The organism is Streptomyces sp. NPDC048171 (genome assembly GCF_043202655.1).
GTDB lineage: Bacteria > Actinomycetota > Actinomycetes > Streptomycetales > Streptomycetaceae > Streptomyces.
The window spans coordinates 120,204-142,316 of the sequence record NZ_JBIDAU010000016.1; the positions used below are offsets into that span (position 1 = coordinate 120,204).

Sequence of the window (22,113 nt, forward strand, 5' to 3'; positions counted from 1 at the left end):
GCATGGCACCCTTAGACCTGCGCAAGGGTCACCACCGGACCCACCGAGATCACGGAAACCACCAAGGAGCAGACACAGTGCAGCGCTGGCGTGGCTTGGAGGACATCCCCGAGGACTGGGGACGCAGCGTCGTCACCATCGGCTCCTACGACGGCGTCCACCGCGGACACCAGCTGATCATCAAGCACGCCGTGGACCGCGCCCGCGAGCTGGGCGTCCCCGCCGTCGTCGTCACCTTCGACCCGCACCCCAGCGAGGTCGTCCGCCCCGGCAGCCACCCGCCCCTGCTCGCCGCGCACCACCGCCGTGCCGAACTGATGGCGGAGCTGGGCGTGGACGCGGTGCTGATCCTGCCGTTCACGAAGGAGTTCTCGAAGCTCTCCGCGGCGGACTTCGTGGTGAAGGTCCTGGTCGACCGGCTGCGCGCCAAGGCGGTCGTCGAGGGCCCCAACTTCCGCTTCGGCCACAAGGCCGCGGGCAACGTGGACTTCCTCACCGAGCAGGGCAAGGTCTACGACTTCGAGGTCGAGGTCGTCGACCTGTACGTGACCGGTGACGCGGGCGGCGGCGAGCCGTTCTCCTCCACCCTGACCCGCCGCCTGGTCGCCGAGGGCGACGTCGAGGGCGCCGCGGAGATCCTGGGCCGCCCGCACCGCGTGGAGGGCGTGGTCGTGCGCGGCGCCCAGCGGGGGCGCGAGATGGGCTTCCCCACGGCCAACGTCGAGACCCTCCCGCACACCGCGATCCCGGCCGACGGCGTCTACGCCGGCTGGCTGCACGCCCAGGGCGAGGCGATGCCGGCCGCGATCTCGGTCGGCACCAACCCGCAGTTCGAGGGCACCGAGCGCACGGTGGAGGCGTACGCCATCGACCGCGTGGACCTCGACCTGTACGGCCTGCACGTCGCCGTCGACTTCCTCGCCTTCGTACGCGGCCAGGCCAGGTTCGAGACCCTGGACGCGCTGCTCGAGCAGATGGGCCAGGACGTCCAGAGGTGCCGCGAGATCATCGCGGCCTCGGACGTCTACCGCCCCTGACGTTCAGCCCGGCCGGACGGTCGCCTCGTCGCCCGCTCCGGCCGTGGGCCGCTCCGCCCGCGACCGGGCCCAGTGGCAGGCGACCTGGGCCTCGTCGCCGCCGGACAGCACCTCCAGCTCCCCGTGCCGGCACGCGTCGGCCACCCCGGCCCGCTCCGCCGCACCGCCGGCCAGCACCTGGCAGCGGACGTGGAAGCGGCAGCCGGACGGGATGAACGACGGGTCCGGGGGCTCGCCGGTGAGCACGACCGGCGTGCCCGGCGCCTCCGGCAGCACCGACAGCAGCGCCTGCGTGTACGGATGCCGGGGTGCCGTCAGCACCTGTTCCACCGGGCCCGTCTCGACGATCCGGCCGAGGTACATCACCGCCACCCGGTCGGCGATGTTCCAGGCCAGGCCCAGGTCGTGGGTGACGACCAGCGCCGACAGGCCCAGTTCGGTGCGCAGCCGCAGCAGCAGCGCGAGGATCTCGCCGCGTACCGACGCGTCGAGGGAGGCCACCGGTTCGTCCGCGACGAGGAGTTCCGGCTCCAGGACCAGCGCGCCGGCGATGACGACCCGCTGCCGCTGGCCGCCGGACAGCTCGTGCGGGTAGCGAAGGAAGAACCGCTCGGGTGGCCGCAGTCCGGCCCGGGACAGGGCCCCCGCGACCGCCGCCCGCTCGTCCCCCGCGTGACCGTGGATGCGCAGGCCCTCGGCGACGATGTCGTACACCGTGTGCCGCGGGTTGAGCGAGCCGCTCGGGTCCTGGAGGACCAGCTGGGCCCGCTTGCGGTACGCCTTCAGCGCGCGGCCCGAGCGGGCGAGCGGGGCGCCGTCGAAGGTGACGCGGCCCCCGGTCGGCGGGACCAGGCCGAGCAGGGAACGCGCGAGGGTGGTCTTGCCGCAGCCCGACTCGCCGACCAGCGCGACGATCTCGCCCCGCCGGATGTCGAGATCGACCCCGTCCACCGCCCGCGCGTCGGCCGCCCCGCGCCGGCCGGGAAAGGTGACGTGCAGCCCCTGGACGCTCAGCAACGGGGGTGTGGTGCTCGTCATGGGCTGCTGCTCCTCACTCCGTCGTTCGTCACGGCACCGCCGAAGGGACCGGCGGCCGCCTCGGTGCCGCCGGGCGCTCCGCCGTCCCCCGCCCCCACGTGGACGCAGGCCGCCCGCCGGCCGGCTCCCGCCTCGCGCAGTGCCTGGTCCTCGGTGGCGCAGAGGTCCAGGGCGACCGGGCACCTCGGGTGGAACGCGCAGCCGGAGGGCACCGCCGTCGGGTCGGGCGGGTCGCCGGGCAGGCCGCGGGGCGCGAACCGCGAGGCCGGGTCGCCGATCGTCGGGAAGGCCGCCGACAGCGCCCGGCCGTAGGGATGCCGGGCGTCCTCGTAGACCTGCCGGGCCGGTCCCTCCTCGACCACCCGGCCCGCGTACATCACCGCCAGGCGGTCGCAGGTGTCGGCCAGCACCGCGAGGTCGTGGCTGATCATGATCAGGCCGACGTTCTGCTCGCCGACCAGGCCCTCGATCAGCCGCAGGATCTGCGCCTGGATCATCACGTCGAGCGCCGTGGTCGGCTCGTCGGCGACGATCAGACGCGGGTCGCAGGCCAGCGCCATCGCGATCATCACGCGCTGCCGCTGCCCGCCCGACAGCTCGTGCGGGTAGGCGCTCGCCCGCGAGGCGGGCAGCCCCACCTGTTCCAGCAGCTCGCCCGTCTTCCTGCGCGCGCCGGCCGCCGTCGCCCCGCGGTGCAGCAGGACGGGCTCGGCGATCTGGTCACCGATGCGGTGCACGGCGTTCAGGGAGTGCATCGCGCCCTGGAAGACGATCGACGCCCCCGCCCAGCGCACCGCCCGCAGCCGGCCCCACTTCATGGTCAGCACGTCCTCGCCGTCCAGCAGGATCTCCCCGCCGGTCCGGGCACCGGCCGGCAGCAGCCGCAGCAGCGCGAGCGCCAGCGTGGACTTGCCGCAGCCGGACTCGCCCGCGATGCCGAGCTTCTCGCCCGCGTCGAGGCGCAGGTCGACCCCGCGCACGGCGGCCGCGCCACCGGCGTACGTCACCTTCAGGTCCCGTACCTCCAGGAGACTCAACGGGACACCCCCAGCCTGGGATTGAGAACGGCCTCCACCGCACGCCCGCACAGCGTGAACGCCAGCGCCACGACCGCGATCCCGACGCCCGGCGGCACCAGGTACCACCAGTCGCCGGAACTCACCGACCCCGCCTCCCGCGCGTCCTGAAGCAGCCCGCCCCAGGACACCACCGTCGGGTCGCCGAGCCCGAGGAAGGCCAGCGTCGCCTCGGCCAGGATGGCGGAGGAGATGATCAGGGTGGTCTGCGCGAGGACCAGCGGCATGACGTTGGGCAGCACGTGCCGGGACATGATGTGCCAGTGCCCGCCCCCGAGCGCCTTCGCGCGTTCGATGTACGGCCGTGACTCCACCGCCAGCGTCTGCGCCCGCACCAGCCGCGCCGTGGTCGGCCACGTGGTCACCCCGATCGCCAGCACGATCGTGGCGAGGGAACGGGACATGACCGTCGCCAGCACGATCGCAAGGACCAGCGTCGGCATCACCAGGAACCAGTCCGTGATCCGCATCATCACCGTGGCGTACCAGCCGCGGAAGTGCCCGGCGGTGATCCCGATGACCGCGCCGATCGCCACCGACAGCGCGGCCGCGAGCAGCCCGACGAGCAGGGACACGCGTGAGCCCCAGATCAGCAGGCCGAGCAGGTTCCGTCCGAACTGGTCGGTGCCCAGGGGGAACCGGCCGCTCGGGCTCTCCAGCGGCTGCCCCGGCGCGTCCGTCACGCTGTCCACGTCCGACCCGACCGTCAGCGGCGCGGTGAGCGCGACCAGCACGAACAGCGTCAGCGCGGCCAGCCCGAAGAGGCCGGCCCGGTGTCTGCGGTACTCCTTCCAGAAGCGCGCGACGGAGGCGCGGCGCCGCCGCCGGGCGAGCGTACGCGGACTCGGCGCACCCGGCTTCCCGGCGGGCTCTTTCCCGGCGGGCTCCTTCCCGGGAGGCTCCGCAGGGGTCTCAGTGGTCTCGGCGGTCATCGGCCCACCCTCGGGTCGAGCAGCGGATACAGGAGGTCGGCCAGCGTGTTCATCAGGATCACCGCCGCGGCGAAGACGAAGAACAGCCCCTGCACCAACGGCAGATCGGGCACGCTCAGCGCCTGGTAGAACAGCCCGCCGAGCCCCGGCCAGGAGAAGACGGTCTCGACCAGGATGACACCCGCCACCGTCCGGCCGAGGTTGACGAAGACCAGCGTCACGGTCGGCAGCAACGCGTTGGGCACGGCGTGCCGGCGCCGCACGAGGTCATCCCTGAGCCCCTTGGCCCGCGCGGTCGTCAGGTAGTCGCCGCCCATCTCGTCCAGCAGCGCCGACCGGGTGACCAGTAGTGTCTGCCCGTACTCCACGGCGACCAGGGTCACCACGGGGAGGACGAGATGGTGGGCGACGTCGAGCACGTGGGCGAAGCCCTCCTCGCTGCCCGACTCCATGCCGCCGGTCGGGAACAGGCCCGGAATCGGGTCCACGCCGACCGACAGGACGATGATGAGCAGCAGACCCAGCCAGAACGACGGGATGGAGTAGAGCGTCAGCGCCAGACCGGTGTTGAGCCGGTCGCCCAGCCCGCCGTGCCGCCACGCCGACCGGGTGCCGAGGAAGGCACCCAGCGCGGTGTAGATCACGAAGGCCGTGCCGGTGAGCAGCAGGGTGTTCGGCAGCGCCTCGACGATCTTGTCGGTGACCGGCGCGTGGAACTGGTACGACGTGCCGAGGTCCCCGCTCAGCGCCTTGAGGCAGTAGTCCGTGAACTGCTGCCACAGCGGCAGGTCGAGCCCGAACTCCTCACGGTAGACGGCGAGCTGCTCGGCCGAGACCGGACGGCCGCCGGTCATGAACTTCACCGGATCGCCGGGGATCAGCCTGAAGAGGAAGAAGCTCGTGACCAGGACGGCGAAGAGGGAGACGACCGCTCCGCCCAGCTTCCCCGCCACGTACCGCGGATAGCCGCTGCCCCCGCGCCGCGACGGCCCGGACGGCCGCTTGCCGAGCGCGGCGCCGGTCGCGGCCAGTGGCGCGGAATCCGTCGCGCTACTCACGGTCGTCCGCCGTCGCCCGGCGGCGGACGGCGAAGAGCACCCCGAGGCCGGCGAGGACGACGACACCCGCGACGATCCCGATCACCATGCCCGTCGACGACGAACCGCCCGAGGAGTCGCCGGAGTCCGCGGGGACGGCCGACCACCAGCTCCAGTACCCGTCCTGGCCGTAGATGTTGCCCGCGTCGGACGGCATGGTGGTGATCGACTCGATCTGGTCCGTGCGGTAGGCCTCGACCGCGTTCGGATACGCCATGACGTTCATGTAGCCGGTGTCGTAGAGCCGGGACTGCATCTGCTTGACGAGGTCCGCGCGCTTGCCGGCGTCGTACTCGCCCAACTGCTGGGCGTACAGGTCGTCGTACTTCTTGTCGCAGATGAAGTTGTCGGTGGCGCCGGTGTCCTTGGGCGTCGCCGGGAGCGCCGCGCAGGTGTGGATGGAGAGCACGAAGTCCGGGTCGGGGTTGACGGACCAGCCGTCGAAGGCGAGGTCGTACTTGCCGGCCAGCCACGGGTCGGTCACGTTGTCGAGGCAGTCGAGGGTGATCGAGATGCCGAGTTCGCCCCACCACTCCTGGAGGTACTTGCCGACCGCCTTGTCGTTCGGGTCGGTGGCGTGGCACAGGACGCGGTAGTTCAGCGGCTTGCCGTCCTCGCCGACGCGCTTGCCGTCGGCGTTCGTCTTGTAGCCCGCCTCGTCCAGCAGCTTCGCCGCCCCGGCCGGGTCGTACGCCAGCTCCTGGTCGGTCGTCGGCTCGTAGAAGTACGGCGAGAAGCGCGGCGGGATGTAGCCCGCACCCTCGACCGCGTGACCCTGGAACACCTTGTCGACGATGGCCTTGCGGTCCACCGCCATGAACAGCGCGTTGCGCACCCGCTGGTCGAGGAGCGAGGGATCGCCGTCACCGAACTTCGTGCCGTCCTTCGCCCGGGCACCCGGGTTGGTGGCGAGGGCGTAGAAGCGGCGGCCGGGGGCGTCGTTGACGCGGATGTTCTCCTCGCCCTTGAGGGAGTCGGCCTGGGCGGGCGTCAGGGACGGCGACCCGGCCACGAACGACACCTCGCCCTTGCGCAGGGCGGCGACGGCGGCGTCCTGGTCCTTGTAGTAGCGGAAGACCAGGTTGTCGAACTTCGGGGCGCCCCGCCAGAAGTCCTTGTTGGCCTTGAGCTGCACATAGCTGTCCGGCTTGTAGTCCGTGAGGATGAACGGCCCGTTGCCGACGACCGGGAAGTCCTTGTCGTTGTTGAACTTCGAGAAGTCCCCGACCTTCTCCCAGACGTGCTTGGGCACGATCGGCACGTCCAGCGCGGTCATCGTGGCCTGCGGCTTCTTCAGCCGGATCACCAGCTGGGTCGGGCTGGGCGCGGTCACCTTCTCGAAGTTGCCGACGAAGCTGCCGTTGGCGGTGGCGGCGCCCTGGTCGGTCATCATCTTGTTGAACGTCCACGCCGCGTCCTCGGCGGTGGCCTGCTGCCCGTCCGACCACTTGGAGTCGGAGCGGATCGTGTACGTCCAGGTCAGCTTGTCGGTCGACGCCTTCCACTCGGTCGCCAGACCCGGTATGACGTGGTTGTCCTTGGCGTCGTAGTTGGTCAGGTACTCGTACGTCAGCTTGTGGATGCTCGTGCTGAGCAGGCGTACCGCCAGGAAGGGGCTGAGCGAGTCGACGCTCTGCGCCACGGCGACGGTGAGCGTCTTGTCGCCGCCCCCGTCGCCGTCCGCCGCCGTGGCCGCGGGAGCGACCGCCCCCGACGTGAGGAGCAGCGCGCAGGCGCCCGCCGCGGCGACGAGCCGGGCTCTGAACCGGCCGGGGGCGGTACGTCCACTGCCGTGCTGATCGTGTGTGCTCATGACTACCTGACCTCGCGTCATCGCACGCGGGAACGCGGGACGTCCCCGTGTGAGGCGGGCTTGAACAGTGGTGAACGCGGAATGAAGTGTGTGTCTACCAGCGGCAGTCTGCGCCCGTCAACGGTCCGTCAAACCCCATGTGGCCTGCGGAAACGGCGAGTTGACCAACCCGTCACTCTCATTGGCACAGACCTCTGGCGCCTCCCTGGTGAGAGCCTGGCGCCGGTGTTTCACCGGTTCTGCCCGCGCACACGCGAAGGCCCGCGCCGTCCGGGACGACGCGGGCCTTCTGGACTCCGGCGGGCTACTGCTGCGGTGGGGGCGGGGGCGTCTGCCCCTGCTGCGGATACCCGTACCCGGGCTGGGCATGGGGCTGCCCGGGCTGGGGGTAGGGCTGCCCCGGCTGCTGCGGCGGCACCTGGCCCGGCTGGTGCGGGTAGGGCTGGCCGGGCTGCGGCGGCACCTGCCCCGGCTGCTGCGGGTAGGGCTGGCCGGGCTGCTGCGGATAGGCCTGGCCCGGCTGGGGGTGACCCGGCATCGGCTGCTGCCGGCCCGGCATCGGCGGGGCGGCGACCGGCGGCGGGTTGCCGTCGGACGTCCACAGGCCGTGCGACTGCTGGTGGCGGACGAAGTCCTCGGCGACCATCGCCGCCAGGTTGAAGTACGCCTCCCGCACCTTCGGCCGCATCATGTCGAGGTCGACCTCGGCGCCGGCGGACAGGTGCTCGTCGAAGGGGACCACGACGACGCCCCGGCACCGCGTCTGGAAGTGCCCCACGATGTCGTCGACCTTGATCATCTTGCCGGTCTCGCGGACTCCCGAGATGACCGTGATCGAGCGCGACACCAGGTCGGCGTACCCGTGCGCGGACAGCCAGTCCAGTGTCGTACTGGCGCTGCTCGCACCGTCCACGGAGGGGGTGGAGATGATGATCAGCTGGTCGGCGAGGTCCAGCACGCCGCGCATCGCGCTGTACAGGAGCCCGGTGCCCGAGTCGGTGAGGATGATCGGGTACTGCTTGCCGAGCACGTCGATCGCGCGCCGGTAGTCCTCGTCGTTGAACGTCGTGGACACGGCCGGGTCGACGTCATTGGCGATGATCTCGAGACCGGACGAGGCCTGCGAGGTGAACCGCCGGATGTCCATGTACGAGTTGAGGTGCGGGATCGCCTGCACGAGGTCACGGATGGTGGCCCCGGTCTCACGGCGCACGCGGCGGCCGAGCGTGCCGGCGTCCGGGTTGGCGTCGATCGCGAGGATCTTGTCCTGCCGCTCGGTGGCGAGCGTGGAGCCGAGGGCGGTGGTGGTGGTCGTCTTGCCGACACCGCCCTTGAGGCTGATGACCGCGATGCGGTAGCAGGAGAGCACCGGGGTGCGGATCAGATCCAGCTTCCGCTGCCGCTCGGCCTCCTCCTTCTTGCCGCCCAGCTTGAACCGCGAACCGCCGGCCGCCGGGCGGCTGCTCTTCGCCTTCTGCCGCTTGTTGTTGAGCAGCCGGTCGGACGACAGCTCCACGGCCGCGGTGTATCCGAGCGGCGCGGCCCCCGGGTTGGTGGGCTGACGCTGGTCGTGCTGCATGGGCTGCGGCCAGGCGGCCCCGAGCCGGGGGTCGACGGGCTGCTGCGGGGGTTGCGGGGCGTCCGGCTGCTGCGGGTACTGGTGCTGCGGCTGGGGTGCCTGAGGCGCCTGAGGCGCCTGGGGCTGCTGGGGGATGTGAGGCTGCTGCTGTGGTGCCTGAGGGGGCTGGGGCGCCTGGTGCTGCTGCGGCCGGCCGTCGGGCGATCCCGGCTGCTCCGGCTGCTGGACGGGTGCACCCGTCTGCATCGCCTGCGGGGGCTGCATCGCCTGCGGAGGCTGGGGCTGGTGCGGGTGCTGGGACGCCTGCGGCGGCTGATGTGCCTGGCCCGGCTGCGGCATCTGCTGGACCGGAGGGACCTGCGGGGCGAAGTCCTGAGGGGCCGGCTGCGGCGGGGCGGGCTGCGGGGCCTGAGCCGCCTCGGGCTGCGGCTGCACCGGCGGCGGGGTGTGCGGGAACCCGTACGCACCGGGCCGGGCGGGGGAGTGCGGCTGCGGAGGCTGCTGCGCGCCCGGCTGTGGGAACCCGTAGCCCTGACCCGATCCGGGCTGCACCGGCCCCGGGAACGGCGGCACCGGCGCGGTGGGGGCGGGCGGCGGCGGGTTCCAGGCGGCGGGCGCCGGCTGCGGGGCCTGCGGCTGCTGGAACGGCGGCTGCTGGGCCGGCGCGGGGGGCTGCTCCGGGGCGCCGGGGGCCGGCTGCGCGGGCCACTGGTGGGCGGGCGCTGGTGCGGCCGGCGGGTACGACGGGGGCAGCGGCGGCGTCCCGCCCTGCGGCGCGGGCGGCGACTCCTGCGGGGCGGCGTCCTGCGGGGCGTCGTCCACGGGCTCGGCGTCGCCCGGCACGGCGTCCTGGGGCTCGTCCACCGCCGGAACGGCGTCCTCGGGCTCGGGCTCCTGCTCGGGTACGACCCTCAGGGCGACCGGCGCGGGCTGGGCCCCGGGCGTCTCGGCCGCGTCGTCGACGTCCTCGACGTCCGCGCCCTCCGCGGCGTCGTCCGGCGCTCCGGCATTCTCGGCCACCGGGAACGGCTGGTCCGGCGCCTCCTCACGGGCCTCGTCGTCGGACCCGGTCGTGGACCGGTCCTCGGCGTCTTCCTCGGTGTCCGCACCGGCGTCCGCGGCCGCCCGCTCGGCGACCTCCCGCCGAAGGGCGGCGGCGGAGAAGCGCATGGTCGCGCCACTCTCGAGGTCACCATTGGCGGGCTCGGGCTCGGGCTCGGGCTCGGGTTCGGTCGGCGGCTCCGGCTCGTGCTGCGGCTCGGGTTCCGGCTGAGGCTCGGGCTCGGTCGGCGGCTCCGGCTCCGGCTGGGGTTCCGGCTCGGGCTCCCGGGCCGCGGGGGAAGCGGGCGCCTGAAGCTGGAACCCTCCCGCGGGGAAGGCCGGCACGGCGCTCGGAGAGCTGAAGTCCGTCCCGGGCGCGGCCGTTGCTTCCGGCTCCCGCACCTCCGCCTCGGGCTCCGGGGCAGGCTCGGCCTCGGGCCGCGCCGACGCGGGCTGCGGCGGCTGCGGCTCGAACCCGCTCCCGACCGGCAGCCGCGGCACCCCGGTCGGCCCTCCGGCAGGCGGCGCGGGCGGCGTGAAGGGCGCCCCGGGCCCGGGCGGCGGAGGCGGCGTGTACGGGGCACCCGGCGCGGGCGCGGGGGGCGGCGGCGTGAAGGGCGCGCCCGGCGCGGGAGCCGGAACGGCGGAAGGCCCGCCGGCCGGCGCCGCGTGCGGCGGAGGCGTCAGCCCCGGCAACGGCGGAACCGGACCACGGGGAGCAGGCGGAGCGGGGGGCGAGGCCGGAGCGGCGGAGTCGGAGGCACCGGAATCGCCGGAAGGACGGGACGACGAACCGGCCCCCGCCCCCTCGTCCTCCTGCCCCGATCCGCTCTCACCGGACGCGTTCTGCGTGTACCAGGCGGGCGGCGCGTAGTCGATGGTGAACTCGCCGGTCGTCTCGACTGAGGACTCCGCGTCGGGCTGGTCATCGCCGGGTGTAGCCCAGCCCCCGCGGTTCCCGTCCCGGTCGCTGCTCACAGTTCCTCCTGGTGTGGTCGAGCACCCTCAAGCCGTGCTGGGGCGACCCTTGCTTGTCATTCGAAGTTGTCCAAGGCCGTTCGAGGTCGTCCGATGAACCGGCTCTTCCCCCTGAGACGCCGACGCCCGGTCCACGGGTTCTGGCGTCGCGCCGGTCCCAGCCTAATCACCGCAAGCCCCACCACGGCAGGCCCGTCCACCCGTCGACGTCAGCCCCTCGCGTCACAGTGCGACGGAAAATGACAAGGGCGGCCCCTGTCAATGAACAAAGCGGGCGATACCGGTGAACAATGCGGACGGAATCCGGCACTACTCGTTTCCGAATCTGCCCGATCCCCGCCGCGCGAATCCCGGTACCGCCCCTCGTCGCGCCTTTACTCGGCGGCCTCCACGTCCCGTGCCGTCGGCTCCAGGTCGAACTCGCCGTCCCGGGCGCCGAGCACGAAGGCCCGCCACTCCGCCTCCGTGTAACGGAGCACGGTGCTCGGGTCCAGCGACGACCGCATGGCCACGGCACCCTCGGGCAGGTAGGCGATCTCCACCCGCTCCTCGTGCTCCTCGGTGCCGGGCGCGCTGTGCCATTCGACGCCGGAGATGTCCAGGGCGTAGAGCTCGTCCCGCTCCCGATCCTTGCGTGCCCTGAGTTCCTGGTCCTCGGCCTCGGTCATCGCGGTCCGGTCCTTCCTGCTGTGCCAACGAGCTGTGCCGTCACCCTACTTGTCCGTGTTACGCCAGGTCAGCGGTTCGCCCATGTACGTCCCCGGCACGGGTGACGGCCTCCACGGCCCCCCCCATGAGGCCCTCCCAGGCGGCCGCCCGGGCCGGGGACAAGGGCATCCGCCCGGACTGGTACGCTGTGTGACGGCCGTATGTGTACGCGCCCCCGGAGCCCGAGCCCTGCCTCAGCCCTGGAGGCCGCGCCCAGCGGATCCCCGCCTTCCGAGTTACGGAAGATCCCCCGAGACGTAGACCGGGGGCACTCGGTGGCCACACACAGACTAAGAGGAGTACGCGTGTCGCTCGACGCCGCAGTGAAGAAGCAGATCGTCTCCGAGTTCGGTACCAAGGAGGGCGACACCGGCTCCCCCGAGGTCCAGGTCGCGCTCCTGTCCCGTCGGATCTCCGACCTGACCGAGCACCTCAAGACCCACAAGCACGACCACCACTCCCGTCGTGGTCTGCTGATCCTGGTCGGCCAGCGCCGCCGGCTGCTGCAGTACCTCGCCAAGAAGGACATCCAGCGCTTCCGCGCGCTGGTCGAGCGCCTCGGCATCCGCCGCGGTGCGGCGGGCGCCAAGTAGGACGCCGTGAAGGGAGCGGTTCCCATTCGTTCGGGGGCCGCTCCCTTTGCTGTACGTGCGCGGTGTCGCCGTCCCTTTGTAGTGTGGTATCGGACACAACACCTACGGACACCGCACGTACGACGTAGGACCCAAGGAACGAAACGAGGAGAAGCGCGCTTCGCCGCCGCCGGTCCTCGGTAGTGGCCCCCGGGAGCAGAACCCCGGGTGCTTCGATCGAAGACCGGCCCGCATTGCACGGAGCGCTTCTCCGCGACCGTCCCCCCGCCACACGGGCGAGGCGGGACGAAAGACGACAAGTAACGGAGAAGACACTAGTGGAGAACGAGACCCACTACGCCGAAGCCGTGATCGACAACGGCGCGTTCGGCACCCGCACCATCCGCTTCGAGACGGGACGGCTGGCCAGGCAGGCCGCCGGTTCCGCCGTGGCGTACCTGGACGACGACACCATGGTGCTGTCGGCCACGAGCGCCTCCAAGAACCCCAAGGACCAGCTCGACTTCTTCCCGCTCACGGTGGACGTCGAGGAGCGGATGTACGCCGCCGGCAAGATCCCCGGCAGCTTCTTCCGCCGTGAGGGCCGCCCCTCCGAGGACGCCATCCTCACCTGCCGCCTGATCGACCGCCCGCTGCGCCCGTCCTTCAAGAAGGGCCTGCGCAACGAGATCCAGGTCGTCGCCACGATCATGGCCCTCAACCCCGACCACCTGTACGACGTCGTGGCGATCAACGCCGCCTCCGCGTCCACGCAGCTGGCCGGCCTGCCCTTCTCCGGCCCGATCGGCGGCGTCCGCGTCGCGCTGATCCGCGGCCAGTGGGTGGCCTTCCCGACGCACACCGAGCTCGAGGACGCCGTCTTCGACATGGTCGTCGCGGGCCGCGCCCTGGAGGACGGCGACGTCGCGATCATGATGGTCGAGGCCGAGGCCACCGAGAAGACCGTCAAGCTGGTCGAGGGCGGCGCCGAGGCCCCCACCGAAGAGGTCGTCGCCGCCGGTCTCGAGGCCGCGAAGCCCTTCATCAAGGTGCTGTGCCGCGCCCAGGCCGACCTCGCCGCGAAGGCCGCCAAGCCGACCGGCGAGTTCCCGGTCTTCCTGGACTACCAGGACGACGTCCTCGAGGCGCTCACCGGGGCCGTCAAGCCCGAGCTCTCCCAGGCGCTCACCATCGCCGGCAAGCAGGAGCGCGAGGCCGAGCTGGACCGCGTCAAGACGCTCGCCGCCGAGAAGCTCCTCCCGGAGTTCGAGGGCCGCGAGAAGGAGATCTCCGCCGCGTACCGCTCGCTGACCAAGTCCCTGGTCCGTGAGCGCGTCATCAAGGAGAAGAAGCGCATCGACGGCCGCGGTGTCACCGACATCCGCACCCTGGCCGCCGAGGTCGAGGCCATCCCGCGCGTGCACGGTTCCGCGCTGTTCGAGCGTGGCGAGACCCAGATCCTGGGCGTCACCACCCTCAACATGCTCCGCATGGAGCAGCAGCTGGACACCCTCTCCCCGGTGACCCGCAAGCGCTACATGCACAACTACAACTTCCCGCCGTACTCCGTCGGCGAGACCGGCCGCGTCGGCTCCCCGAAGCGCCGCGAGATCGGCCACGGCGCGCTCGCCGAGCGCGCCATCGTGCCGGTGCTGCCGACGCGCGAGGAGTTCCCCTACGCGATCCGCCAGGTGTCCGAGGCCCTCGGCTCCAACGGCTCGACGTCCATGGGCTCGGTCTGCGCCTCCACCATGTCGCTGCTGAACGCCGGTGTGCCGCTGAAGGCCCCCGTCGCCGGTATCGCCATGGGCCTGATCTCCCAGGAGATCAACGGCGAGACGCACTACGTCGCCCTCACCGACATCCTCGGTGCGGAGGACGCCTTCGGCGACATGGACTTCAAGGTCGCCGGCACCAAGGAGTTCGTCACCGCCCTCCAGCTCGACACCAAGCTGGACGGCATCCCCGCCTCCGTCCTGGCCGCCGCCCTCAAGCAGGCCCGTGACGCCCGCCTCCACATCCTCGACGTGATGATGGAAGCGATCGACACGCCGGACGAGATGTCCCCGAACGCGCCGCGGATCATCACCGTGAAGATCCCGGTCGACAAGATCGGCGAGGTCATCGGCCCCAAGGGCAAGATGATCAACCAGATCCAGGAGGACACGGGCGCCGACATCACGATCGAGGACGACGGCACCATCTACATCGGTGCCGCCGACGGCCCGGCCGCCGAGGCCGCCCGCGCCACGATCAACGGCATCGCCAACCCGACCATGCCCGAGGTCGGCGAGCGCTACCTGGGCACGGTCGTGAAGACGACCACCTTCGGCGCGTTCGTCTCCCTGCTGCCCGGCAAGGACGGACTGCTGCACATCTCGCAGATCCGCAAGCTGGCCGGCGGCAAGCGCGTGGAGAACGTCGAGGACGTCCTCGGTGTGGGCCAGAAGGTCCAGGTCGAGATCGCCGAGATCGACTCGCGCGGCAAGCTCTCCCTGATCCCCGTGGTCGAGGGCGAAGACGGCGAAGAGAAGAAGGACGACGGCGACAAGTGACGCCCCGTGGCTCCAAGGCGACGGCCCGCACCTCCTCGGAGGCGCGGGCCGTCGCCCGTACCCAAACCCTGATCAAGGGCGAGCACGGCACCGGCACGGTCCGCCGGACCACCCTCCCGGGCGGCCTGCGGATCGTCACCGAGACCCTGCCCTCGGTCCGCTCGGCGACCTTCGGCATCTGGGCCCACGTCGGCTCCCGCGACGAGACCCCGGCGCTGAACGGCGCCACCCACTACCTGGAGCACCTGCTCTTCAAGGGCACCCGCAAGCGCAGCGCCCTGGACATCTCCGCCGCCCTCGACGCCGTCGGCGGCGAGATGAACGCGTTCACGGCGAAGGAGTACACGTGCTACTACGCACGCGTGCTCGACACCGACCTGCCGCTCGCCATCGACGTCGTCTGCGACATGCTGACCGGCTCCCTGATCCAGGAGGAGGACGTCGACGTCGAACGCGGCGCCATCCTCGAAGAGATCGCGATGACCGAGGACGACCCCGGCGACTGCGTGCACGACCTCTTCGCGCACACCATGTTCGGCGACAGCGCCCTCGGCCGCCCCGTCCTCGGCACGGTCGACACGGTCAACGCCCTCACCGCCGACCGCATCCGCCGCTTCTACAAGAAGCACTACGACCCCACCCACCTCGTGGTCGCCTGCGCCGGCAACGTCGACCACAACAAGGTCGTACGCCAGGTCCGCGCCGCCTTCGAGAAGGCCGGCGCCTTCCGGGAGCCGGTGGCCGCGCCCGTCGCCCCGCGCGACGGACGGCGCACCGTCCGGGCCGCCGGGCGGATGGAGCTGATCGGCCGCAGGACCGAGCAGGCCCACGTCATCCTGGGCATGCCGGGCCTGGCCCGTACCGACGACCGGCGCTGGGCGATGGGCGTGCTCAACACCGCCCTGGGCGGCGGCATGTCCTCGCGCCTGTTCCAGGAGGTCCGCGAGAAGCGCGGCCTCGCCTACAGCGTGTACTCGTACACCTCGGGCTTCGCCGACTGCGGCCTCTTCGGCGTCTACGCGGGCTGCCGGCCCTCGCAGGTGCACGACGTGCTGAAGATCTGCCGCGACGAACTGGACCACGTCGCCGAGCACGGCCTGACCGACGACGAGATCGGCCGCGCCGTCGGCCAGCTCCAGGGCTCCACGGTCCTCGGCCTGGAGGACACCGGCGCGCTGATGAACCGCATCGGCAAGAGCGAGCTGTGCTGGGGCGAGCAGATGTCGGTCGACGACATGCTGGCCCGGATAGCCTCGGTCACGCCGGACGACGTCCGCGCGGTCGCCCGCGACGTCCTGGGCCGGCGGCCCTCGCTGTCGGTCATCGGCCCGCTCAAGGACAAGCAGGCGTCCCGGCTGCACGACGCCGTCGCCTAACGATCCCCGGTAAGGAAGCAAGAGACATGAGCAAGCTGCGCGTGGCCGTCCTCGGTGCCAAGGGCCGGATCGGCTCCGAGGCGGTACGGGCGGTCGAGGCCGCCGAGGACATGGAGCTGGTCGCCGCCCTGGGCCGGGGCGACAGCCTGGACACGCTGGCCGGCACCGGCGCCCAGGTCGCCGTCGAGCTGACCACCCCCGCCTCGGTGATGGACAACCTCGACTACTGCGTACGCCACGGCATCCACGCCGTCGTCGGCACCACCGGCTGGACCGACGAACGCCTCGCGCGGCTGAACTCCTGGCTCGACGCCTCCCCGGAGACGGGCGTGCTCATCGCGCCCAACTTCTCCATCGGCGCCGTGCTCACCATGAGGTTCGCGCAGCTCGCCGCCCCGTACTTCGAGTCCGTCGAGGTCGTCGAGCTGCACCACCCGAACAAGGTGGACGCCCCCAGCGGCACCGCCACCCGCACCGCCCAGCTGATCGCCGAGGCGCGGCAGAAGGCAGGCTCCGCTCCGGCGCCCGACGCCACTGCCACCGCCCTGGACGGCGCCCGCGGCGCGGACGTCGACGGTGTCCCGGTCCACGCGATCCGCCTGCGCGGCCTCCTCGCCCACCAGGAGGTCCTCCTCGGCGGCGAGGGCGAGACCCTCACCGTCCGGCACGACTCCCTGCACCACAGCAGCTTCATGCCGGGCATCCTGCTGGGCGCCCGCCGGGTGGTCACCACCCCGGGCCTCACCTTCGGCCTGGAACACTTCCTGGACCTGAACTGAGACCCGGCCCGGACCCCGAACAGAGCCCCTGACCCCATGCGCGCGAAGATCTCCTACCTCGTCACGGCCGCCGTCCTGGTCTTCTACTTCGTCCTGGCCGGCGGCCGCGGCGTGATGCTCATCGAGGCCGGCACACCCCTCACCGTCACGTTCGGCGTCGCGGTGCTGATCCTGCCGGTCATCGGCCTCTGGTTCCTGTGGAAGAACACCCAGTTCGTCCGCAGGGCCAACCAGCTCGCCGCGGAACTCGACGCCGAGGGCGGACTGCCCGTGGACGACCTGAAGCGCACCCACAGCGGCCGCGTCGACCGGGAGTCGGCCGACGAGGTCTTCGCCCTGCGCAAGGCCGAGACGGAGGACGCACCGGACGACTGGCGCAGCTGGTTCCGCCTGGCCGTCGCCTACCACGACGCCCGCGACACCCCGCGGGCCCGCAAGGCGATGCAGCGGGCGATCGCCCTCCACGACGGCAAGCCCGCCGAGGCGGCCTGACCGCTGCGCGGCTCAGGCCCGCCGGTACTCGGCGGCCCACGCCTCCACGGCGTCGGCCGCCCGGTCGAAGGCTCCCTCGCGGGCGAGGAAGTCGGAGTTGTGCGTGGTCAGCAGGGGCGGCAGCGGGTCCGTGGACCGGCCCTGCCGGACGAGGAGCAGCGCCTGCCCCTGCACCGTGCGCGGCAGCCCGAGCCAGCGCACCGGCTGCTGCACCGTGCGCATGCTGGCGACCTGCTGCCAGGCCACCGTGCGGGTGCTGAGGAAACTCACCTGCCGCACTCCGTGCGCGCTCACCCACACGCCCATGCGCAGCATCCGCAGGGCGCAGGCGATGACGACGGCCGCGATGCCGAAGACCACGCCGGCCGAGGACAACGTGCCCGTAGCTGCGATGATCACCGCTGCGAACAGCACGAACGAGGCGAGCAGCAGCATCACCGCCGCCGCACCCACCCGCCAGGGCCCCGGCCGGTAGGGCCGGCGCCACTGGTCGCGGTCGTCGTACGGCAGCGCGACGTCGTCGGCCGCGTCGAAGGCGCGGTCGGCCGTCAGGAAGGGCAGGGGCACGGCTGGTCCTCACTCGTTCCATGGCACATGGCATGTGCTGTGCCCGGTGAGGCTACCGACCTGTGTCTGCGGTCACCACTCTCGGGGGTCCGGACGGGAGGTGCCCCCGGCCGTCCCCCGGCCCGTCTAGCGTCCCTCGGACGCCTGCGACGGCTGCTTGTGCGGCGAGGGCTGGTCGGTCGACAGGGCGGGCATCCCGATCAGCAGGGAGCCCGCGATCCCGGCGACGACGGTGAGACCGAGCAGCCAGCGTCCGGCCTGCTGGCCGAAGGACGCCCGCTCGCGGGGAGGGGGTGTGACATTGCTGCGGAACCTGTCGGCTTCGGCGACGAAGGCGAACGGCACGGGTTCACGCCGGCGGATCATGGAGCTGCGTCTCCCTTCGGGGACTTACTGCTTCGCTGTTACTCATACAGACGAACGAACGCCCCTGCAGGTGCCCTGTTTCACCGACTTCATTGCGGCACGGCAGTGAAAGCCCGATTCAGCGGTGGCCGTAGAGTGGCCCCGCCAAACGACGAGCTGGGAAGGCCCTCCACACCGTGACCGACACACCCCCCGACGACTCCAAGATCGAACTCCGCAGCGACGTCACCGTCGAGCTGGTCAAGAGCAGCGCGACCGACTCCGACGTGCTGTTCGCCGCCCGGGTCTCCACCGTCGGGGAGCAGTCCCTCGCGGAGCTGGACAAGGACCCGGAGCGCTCCAAGGGCCTGATCAACTACCTCATGCGGGACCGGCACGGCAGCCCGTTCGAGCACAACTCGATGACCTTCTTCATCAGCGCCCCGATCTTCGTCTTCCGCGAGTTCATGCGGCACCGCGTCGGCTGGTCGTACAACGAGGAATCAGGCCGCTACCGGGAGCTCCAGCCGGTCTTCTACGTCCCGGACACCTCCCGCAAGCTGGTCCAGCAGGGCCGGCCCGGCAAGTACGTCTTCGTCGAGGGCAGCCCGGAGCAGTACGAGCTGGTGGGCGGCGCCATGGAGGACTCCTACCGCCAGGCGTACGCCACGTACCAGCGGATGCTCGCCGCCGGCGTCGCCCGCGAGGTGGCCCGCGCGGTGCTCCCCGTCGGCCTGTACTCCTCGATGTACGCCACCTGCAACGCCCGCTCGCTGATGCACTTCCTGGGCCTGCGCACCCAGCACGAGCTGGCGAAGGTGCCCTCCTTCCCGCAGCGGGAGATCGAGATGGTCGGCGAGAAGATGGAGGCGGAGTGGGCCCGGCTCATGCCCCTCACGCACGCCGCCTTCAACGCCAACGGCCGCGTGGCGCCGTAGGGCGTCCCGAAGCCGGGCACACATGTGCGCATCAGCCGTGCGAAGTGTCCGTATTGCGGCGTTTGGAGAAGTTCATCTAGCCTGATCAAAGGGACCCGGCACTGCTTGAACCCCCGAGCAGGCAGTGCCGGGCTCCACATTCCTCTCGACAGGCCCTAAGGCAGACCCCGCCCTGAGCAACGAGTAGCGTGTAACCCATGGCTCCGACCTCCACTCCGCAGACCCCCTTCGGGCGGGTCCTCACCGCCATGGTCACGCCCTTCACGGCGGACGGCGCACTCGACCTCGACGGCGCCCAGCGGCTCGCCGCCCACCTGGTGGACGCAGGCAACGACGGCCTGATCGTCAACGGCACCACCGGCGAGTCCCCCACCACCAGCGACGCGGAGAAAGCGGACCTCGTACGAGCCGTACTGGAGGCCGTCGGAGACCGGGCCCACGTCGTCGCCGGCGTCGGCACCAACAACACCCAGCACAGCATCGAGCTGGCCCGCGCCGCCGAGCGCGCCGGAGCACACGGCCTCCTGCTGGTCACGCCGTACTACAACAAGCCCCCGCAGGAGGGCCTCTACCTGCACTTCACGGCGATCACCGACGCCGCCGAGCTGCCGGTCATGCTCTACGACATCCCCGGCCGCAGCGGCGTCCCGATCAACACGGAGACCCTGGTCCGCCTCGCGGAGCACCCCCGGATCGTCGCCAACAAGGACGCCAAGGGCGACCTCGGCCGCGCCAGCTGGGCCATCGCACGCTCCGGCCTCGCCTGGTACTCCGGCGACGACATGCTGAACCTGCCGCTGCTCTCCGTGGGCGCGGTCGGCTTCGTCTCCGTCGTCGGCCACGTCGTCACCCCGGAACTGCGCGCCATGGTGGACGCGCACGTCGCCGGTGACGTACAGAAGGCACTGGAGATCCACCAGAAGCTGCTCCCGGTCTTCACCGGCATGTTCCGCACCCAGGGCGTCATGACCGCCAAGGCCGCGCTCGCCCTCCAGGGACTGCCCGCCGGACCGCTGCGCGCGCCGATGGTCGGTCTCACGCCCGAGGAGACCGACCAGCTCAAGATCGATCTTGCCGCCGGCGGGGTACAGCTCTGACAACAGACTTCGCACCACCGCACGGCCGCACGGACTTCACAACTGAATAGGCGGGCCACCGGTGCCCGCACCCCACACGACAACTGCTTCTGCACGAACGTCACGCGCGCCACGTGCCCACCGGTACGTGGCGCGTGTGGTGAGGAGAGTCTTTTGAGTCATCCGCATCCTGAACTGGGCCGGCCCCCGGCGCTCGCGAAGGGCGGCCTCCGGGTCACCCCGCTCGGCGGCCTGGGCGAAATCGGCCGCAACATGACGGTCTTCGAGTACGGCGGCCGTCTGCTGATCGTCGACTGCGGAGTGCTCTTCCCCGAGGAGGAGCAGCCCGGAATCGACCTGATCCTGCCGGACTTCTCGTCCATCCGGGACCGCCTCGACGACATCGAGGGCATCGTCCTGACCCACGGGCACGAGGACCACATCGGCGGCGTCCCCTTCCTCCTGCGCGAGAAGCCGGACATCCCGCTGATCGGCTCCAAGCTGACCCTCGCCCTCATCGAGGCCAAGCTCCAGGAACACCGCATCCGCCCGTACACCCTCGAGGTGGCGGAGGGGCACCGCGAACGCGTCGGCCCCTTCGACTGCGAGTTCGTGGCAGTCAACCACTCCATCCCGGACGCGCTGGCCGTCGCCATCCGCACCCCCGCGGGCATGGTCGTCCACACCGGCGACTTCAAGATGGACCAGCTCCCGCTGGACGGCCGCCTCACGGACCTGCACGCGTTCGCGCGCCTCAGCGAGGAGGGCATCGACCTCCTCCTGTCCGACTCGACGAACGCCGAGGTCCCGGGCTTCGTCCCGCCGGAGCGGGACATCTCCAACGTCCTGCGCCAGGTCTTCGCCGGCGCCCGCAAGCGGATCATCGTGGCGAGCTTCGCCAGCCACGTCCACCGCATCCAGCAGATCCTGGACGCCGCGCACGAGTACGGCCGCCGGGTCGCCTTCGTCGGCCGCTCCATGGTCCGCAACATGGGCATCGCCCGGGACCTCGGCTACCTCAAGGTGCCGCCAGGCCTCGTCGTGGACGTCAAGACCCTCGACGACCTGCCGGACAGCGAAGTGGTCCTGGTCTGCACCGGGTCCCAGGGCGAACCGATGGCCGCGCTGTCCCGCATGGCCAACCGGGACCACCAGATCCGCATCGTCAACGGCGACACGGTGATCCTGGCCTCGTCCCTCATCCCGGGCAACGAGAACGCGGTGTACCGCGTGATCAACGGCCTGACCCGCTGGGGGGCCAACGTCGTCCACAAGGGCAACGCCAAGGTCCACGTCTCGGGCCACGCCTCGGCCGGCGAGCTGCTGTACTTCTACAACATCTGCCGCCCGAAGAACCTGATGCCGGTCCACGGCGAATGGCGCCACCTGCGCGCCAACGCCGAACTGGGCGCCCTCACCGGCGTCCCGCACGACCGCATCGTCATCGCCGAGGACGGCGTCGTCGTCGACCTCGTCGAGGGCAAGGCGAAGATCTCCGGCAAGGTCCAGGCGGGATACGTCTACGTCGACGGCCTCTCCGTCGGTGACGTCGGCGAGCCCGCCCTCAAGGACCGCAAGATCCTCGGCGACGAGGGCATCATCTCGGTCTTCGTGGTCATCGACTCGTCCACCGGCAAGATCACCGCGGGTCCGCACGTCCAGGCCCGCGGCTCGGGCATCGAGGACTCCGCGTTCGCCGCGGTGCTCCCCAAGGTGACCGAAGCACTGGAGCGCTCGGCCCAGGACGGGGTCGTCGAGCCCCACCAGCTCCAGCAGCTGGTGCGCCGGACGCTCGGCAAGTGGGTCTCGGACACGTACCGGCGCCGGCCGATGATCCTGCCTGTCGTGGTGGAGGTCTGACGGCCCGTCGGATCTCCGGCGACGTCAACCTGGAGCGGGGCGCCTCGATTTGCATCGGGGCGCCCCGCTCCAGTACGTTTACAACTCCGCTCGGACGGGCACCCGACCACTTCGTGGATCGGATCCGCCCCTGGAGGGCGGGAATTCCGACTCAGAATCTCTGATAAAGTCGGAACCGCCGGAAAGGGAAACGCGAAAGCGGGAACCTGGAAAGCACCGAGGAAATCGGGTCGGAAAGATCTGATAGAGTCGGA

The 22,113-nt window shown here is 71.3% G+C and carries 18 protein-coding genes; 9 read left to right on the forward strand and 9 right to left on the reverse strand.

Annotation, left to right across the window (positions count from 1 at the left end):
• Positions 1-77 precede the first annotated feature (77 nt).
• Complete coding sequence (locus ACGF3J_RS35250; RefSeq protein WP_393855613.1) at positions 78-1,037, forward strand: bifunctional riboflavin kinase/FAD synthetase; 960 nt, start codon at positions 78-80, stop codon at positions 1,035-1,037.
• Positions 1,038-1,040: 3 nt separating this feature from the next.
• On the opposite strand, the gene ACGF3J_RS35255 is transcribed toward ACGF3J_RS35250, so the two are convergent.
• The 7 genes from ACGF3J_RS35255 to ACGF3J_RS35285 all read right to left on the reverse strand — a co-directional run bounded on the left by ACGF3J_RS35255 (position 1,041) and on the right by ACGF3J_RS35285 (position 11,259).
• A complete protein-coding gene (locus ACGF3J_RS35255; RefSeq protein ID WP_393855614.1) occupies positions 1,041-2,075 on the reverse strand; it encodes an ABC transporter ATP-binding protein in 1,035 nt (344 codons plus the stop codon).
• Entirely contained in the window at positions 2,072-3,112 is a 1,041-nt protein-coding gene (locus ACGF3J_RS35260; protein ID WP_161331788.1) for an ABC transporter ATP-binding protein, read from the reverse strand. Before ACGF3J_RS35260 ends, ACGF3J_RS35255 begins: the two co-directional genes overlap by 4 nt.
• Entirely contained in the window at positions 3,109-4,083 is a 975-nt protein-coding gene (locus ACGF3J_RS35265) for an ABC transporter permease (protein ID WP_161331785.1), read from the reverse strand. The genes ACGF3J_RS35260 and ACGF3J_RS35265 overlap by 4 nt, the downstream gene beginning before the upstream one ends.
• Entirely contained in the window at positions 4,080-5,141 is a 1,062-nt protein-coding gene (locus tag ACGF3J_RS35270; protein WP_393855615.1) for an ABC transporter permease, read from the reverse strand. Before ACGF3J_RS35270 ends, ACGF3J_RS35265 begins: the two co-directional genes overlap by 4 nt.
• Positions 5,134-6,993, reverse strand: coding sequence for an ABC transporter substrate-binding protein (locus tag ACGF3J_RS35275; RefSeq protein WP_393855616.1), 1,860 nt, complete (start codon positions 6,991-6,993; stop codon positions 5,134-5,136). Before ACGF3J_RS35275 ends, ACGF3J_RS35270 begins: the two co-directional genes overlap by 8 nt.
• A 304-nt stretch (positions 6,994-7,297) precedes the next feature.
• A complete protein-coding gene (locus tag ACGF3J_RS35280; protein WP_393855617.1) occupies positions 7,298-10,591 on the reverse strand; it encodes an SCO5717 family growth-regulating ATPase in 3,294 nt (1,097 codons plus the stop codon).
• Between the two features lie 374 nt (positions 10,592-10,965).
• Positions 10,966-11,259: a DUF397 domain-containing protein gene (locus ACGF3J_RS35285; RefSeq protein ID WP_161328551.1), complete on the reverse strand. Its 294-nt coding sequence runs from the start codon at positions 11,257-11,259 to the stop codon at positions 10,966-10,968.
• 345 nt (positions 11,260-11,604) lie between these two features.
• On the opposite strand from ACGF3J_RS35285, the gene rpsO reads away from it, so the two are divergent.
• The 5 genes from rpsO to ACGF3J_RS35310 all read left to right on the forward strand — a co-directional run bounded on the left by rpsO (position 11,605) and on the right by ACGF3J_RS35310 (position 17,073).
• The gene (rpsO, locus tag ACGF3J_RS35290; protein ID WP_064730122.1) at positions 11,605-11,892 is read left to right on the forward strand and encodes a 30S ribosomal protein S15; all 288 of its coding nucleotides are present in this window, start codon (positions 11,605-11,607) and stop codon (positions 11,890-11,892) included.
• A 317-nt stretch (positions 11,893-12,209) separates the two neighbouring features.
• Complete coding sequence (locus ACGF3J_RS35295) at positions 12,210-14,426, forward strand: polyribonucleotide nucleotidyltransferase (protein ID WP_161328552.1); 2,217 nt, start codon at positions 12,210-12,212, stop codon at positions 14,424-14,426.
• A complete protein-coding gene (locus ACGF3J_RS35300) occupies positions 14,423-15,802 on the forward strand; it encodes a M16 family metallopeptidase (protein WP_393855618.1) in 1,380 nt (459 codons plus the stop codon). The genes ACGF3J_RS35295 and ACGF3J_RS35300 overlap by 4 nt, the downstream gene beginning before the upstream one ends.
• 26 nt (positions 15,803-15,828) lie before the next feature.
• Complete coding sequence (dapB, locus tag ACGF3J_RS35305) at positions 15,829-16,581, forward strand: 4-hydroxy-tetrahydrodipicolinate reductase (protein WP_393855619.1); 753 nt, start codon at positions 15,829-15,831, stop codon at positions 16,579-16,581.
• A gap of 36 nt (positions 16,582-16,617) precedes the next feature.
• Positions 16,618-17,073, forward strand: a complete 456-nt coding sequence (locus ACGF3J_RS35310; RefSeq protein WP_393855620.1) for a hypothetical protein — start codon at positions 16,618-16,620, stop codon at positions 17,071-17,073.
• 12 nt (positions 17,074-17,085) lie between these two features.
• Here the strand turns inward: ACGF3J_RS35310 and ACGF3J_RS35315 are convergent, their stop codons facing one another.
• Together ACGF3J_RS35315 and ACGF3J_RS35320 are read right to left on the reverse strand one after the other, a co-directional pair.
• On the reverse strand, positions 17,086-17,640 hold the full coding sequence (locus tag ACGF3J_RS35315) for a hypothetical protein (RefSeq protein ID WP_393855621.1): 555 nt from the start codon (positions 17,638-17,640) through the stop codon (positions 17,086-17,088).
• Between the two features lie 126 nt (positions 17,641-17,766).
• Positions 17,767-18,006 (reverse strand): hypothetical protein, encoded by a 240-nt coding sequence (locus ACGF3J_RS35320; RefSeq protein ID WP_125492860.1) that lies wholly within the window; start codon positions 18,004-18,006, stop codon positions 17,767-17,769.
• Positions 18,007-18,182: 176 nt separating this feature from the next.
• On the opposite strand from ACGF3J_RS35320, the gene thyX reads away from it, so the two are divergent.
• The 3 genes from thyX to ACGF3J_RS35335 all read left to right on the forward strand — a co-directional run bounded on the left by thyX (position 18,183) and on the right by ACGF3J_RS35335 (position 21,859).
• Entirely contained in the window at positions 18,183-18,923 is a 741-nt protein-coding gene (gene thyX / locus ACGF3J_RS35325; protein ID WP_122615091.1) for an FAD-dependent thymidylate synthase, read from the forward strand.
• A 197-nt stretch (positions 18,924-19,120) separates the two neighbouring features.
• Positions 19,121-20,020: a 4-hydroxy-tetrahydrodipicolinate synthase gene (gene dapA, locus ACGF3J_RS35330; RefSeq protein ID WP_161328557.1), complete on the forward strand. Its 900-nt coding sequence runs from the start codon at positions 19,121-19,123 to the stop codon at positions 20,018-20,020.
• Positions 20,021-20,173: 153 nt separating this feature from the next.
• Positions 20,174-21,859: a ribonuclease J gene (locus ACGF3J_RS35335; protein ID WP_122615089.1), complete on the forward strand. Its 1,686-nt coding sequence runs from the start codon at positions 20,174-20,176 to the stop codon at positions 21,857-21,859.
• The last annotated feature ends 254 nt before the right edge of the window (positions 21,860-22,113 follow it).

Bases quoted from the DNA above. Each gene is read 5' to 3' on its own strand.
- ACGF3J_RS35255 (WP_393855614.1), bottom strand. From the start codon at position 2,075: ATGACGAGCACCACACCCCCGTTGCTGAGCGTCCAGGGGCTGCACGTC.
- ACGF3J_RS35265 (WP_161331785.1), bottom strand. From the start codon at position 4,083: ATGACCGCCGAGACCACTGAGACCCCTGCGGAGCCTCCCGGGAAGGAG.
- ACGF3J_RS35275 (WP_393855616.1), bottom strand. From the start codon at position 6,993: ATGAGCACACACGATCAGCACGGCAGTGGACGTACCGCCCCCGGCCGG.
- ACGF3J_RS35285 (WP_161328551.1), bottom strand. From the start codon at position 11,259: ATGACCGAGGCCGAGGACCAGGAACTCAGGGCACGCAAGGATCGGGAG.
- dapB (WP_393855619.1), top strand. From the start codon at position 15,829: ATGAGCAAGCTGCGCGTGGCCGTCCTCGGTGCCAAGGGCCGGATCGGC.
- ACGF3J_RS35310 (WP_393855620.1), top strand. From the start codon at position 16,618: ATGCGCGCGAAGATCTCCTACCTCGTCACGGCCGCCGTCCTGGTCTTC.
- ACGF3J_RS35320 (WP_125492860.1), bottom strand. From the start codon at position 18,006: ATGATCCGCCGGCGTGAACCCGTGCCGTTCGCCTTCGTCGCCGAAGCC.
- dapA (WP_161328557.1), top strand. From the start codon at position 19,121: ATGGCTCCGACCTCCACTCCGCAGACCCCCTTCGGGCGGGTCCTCACC.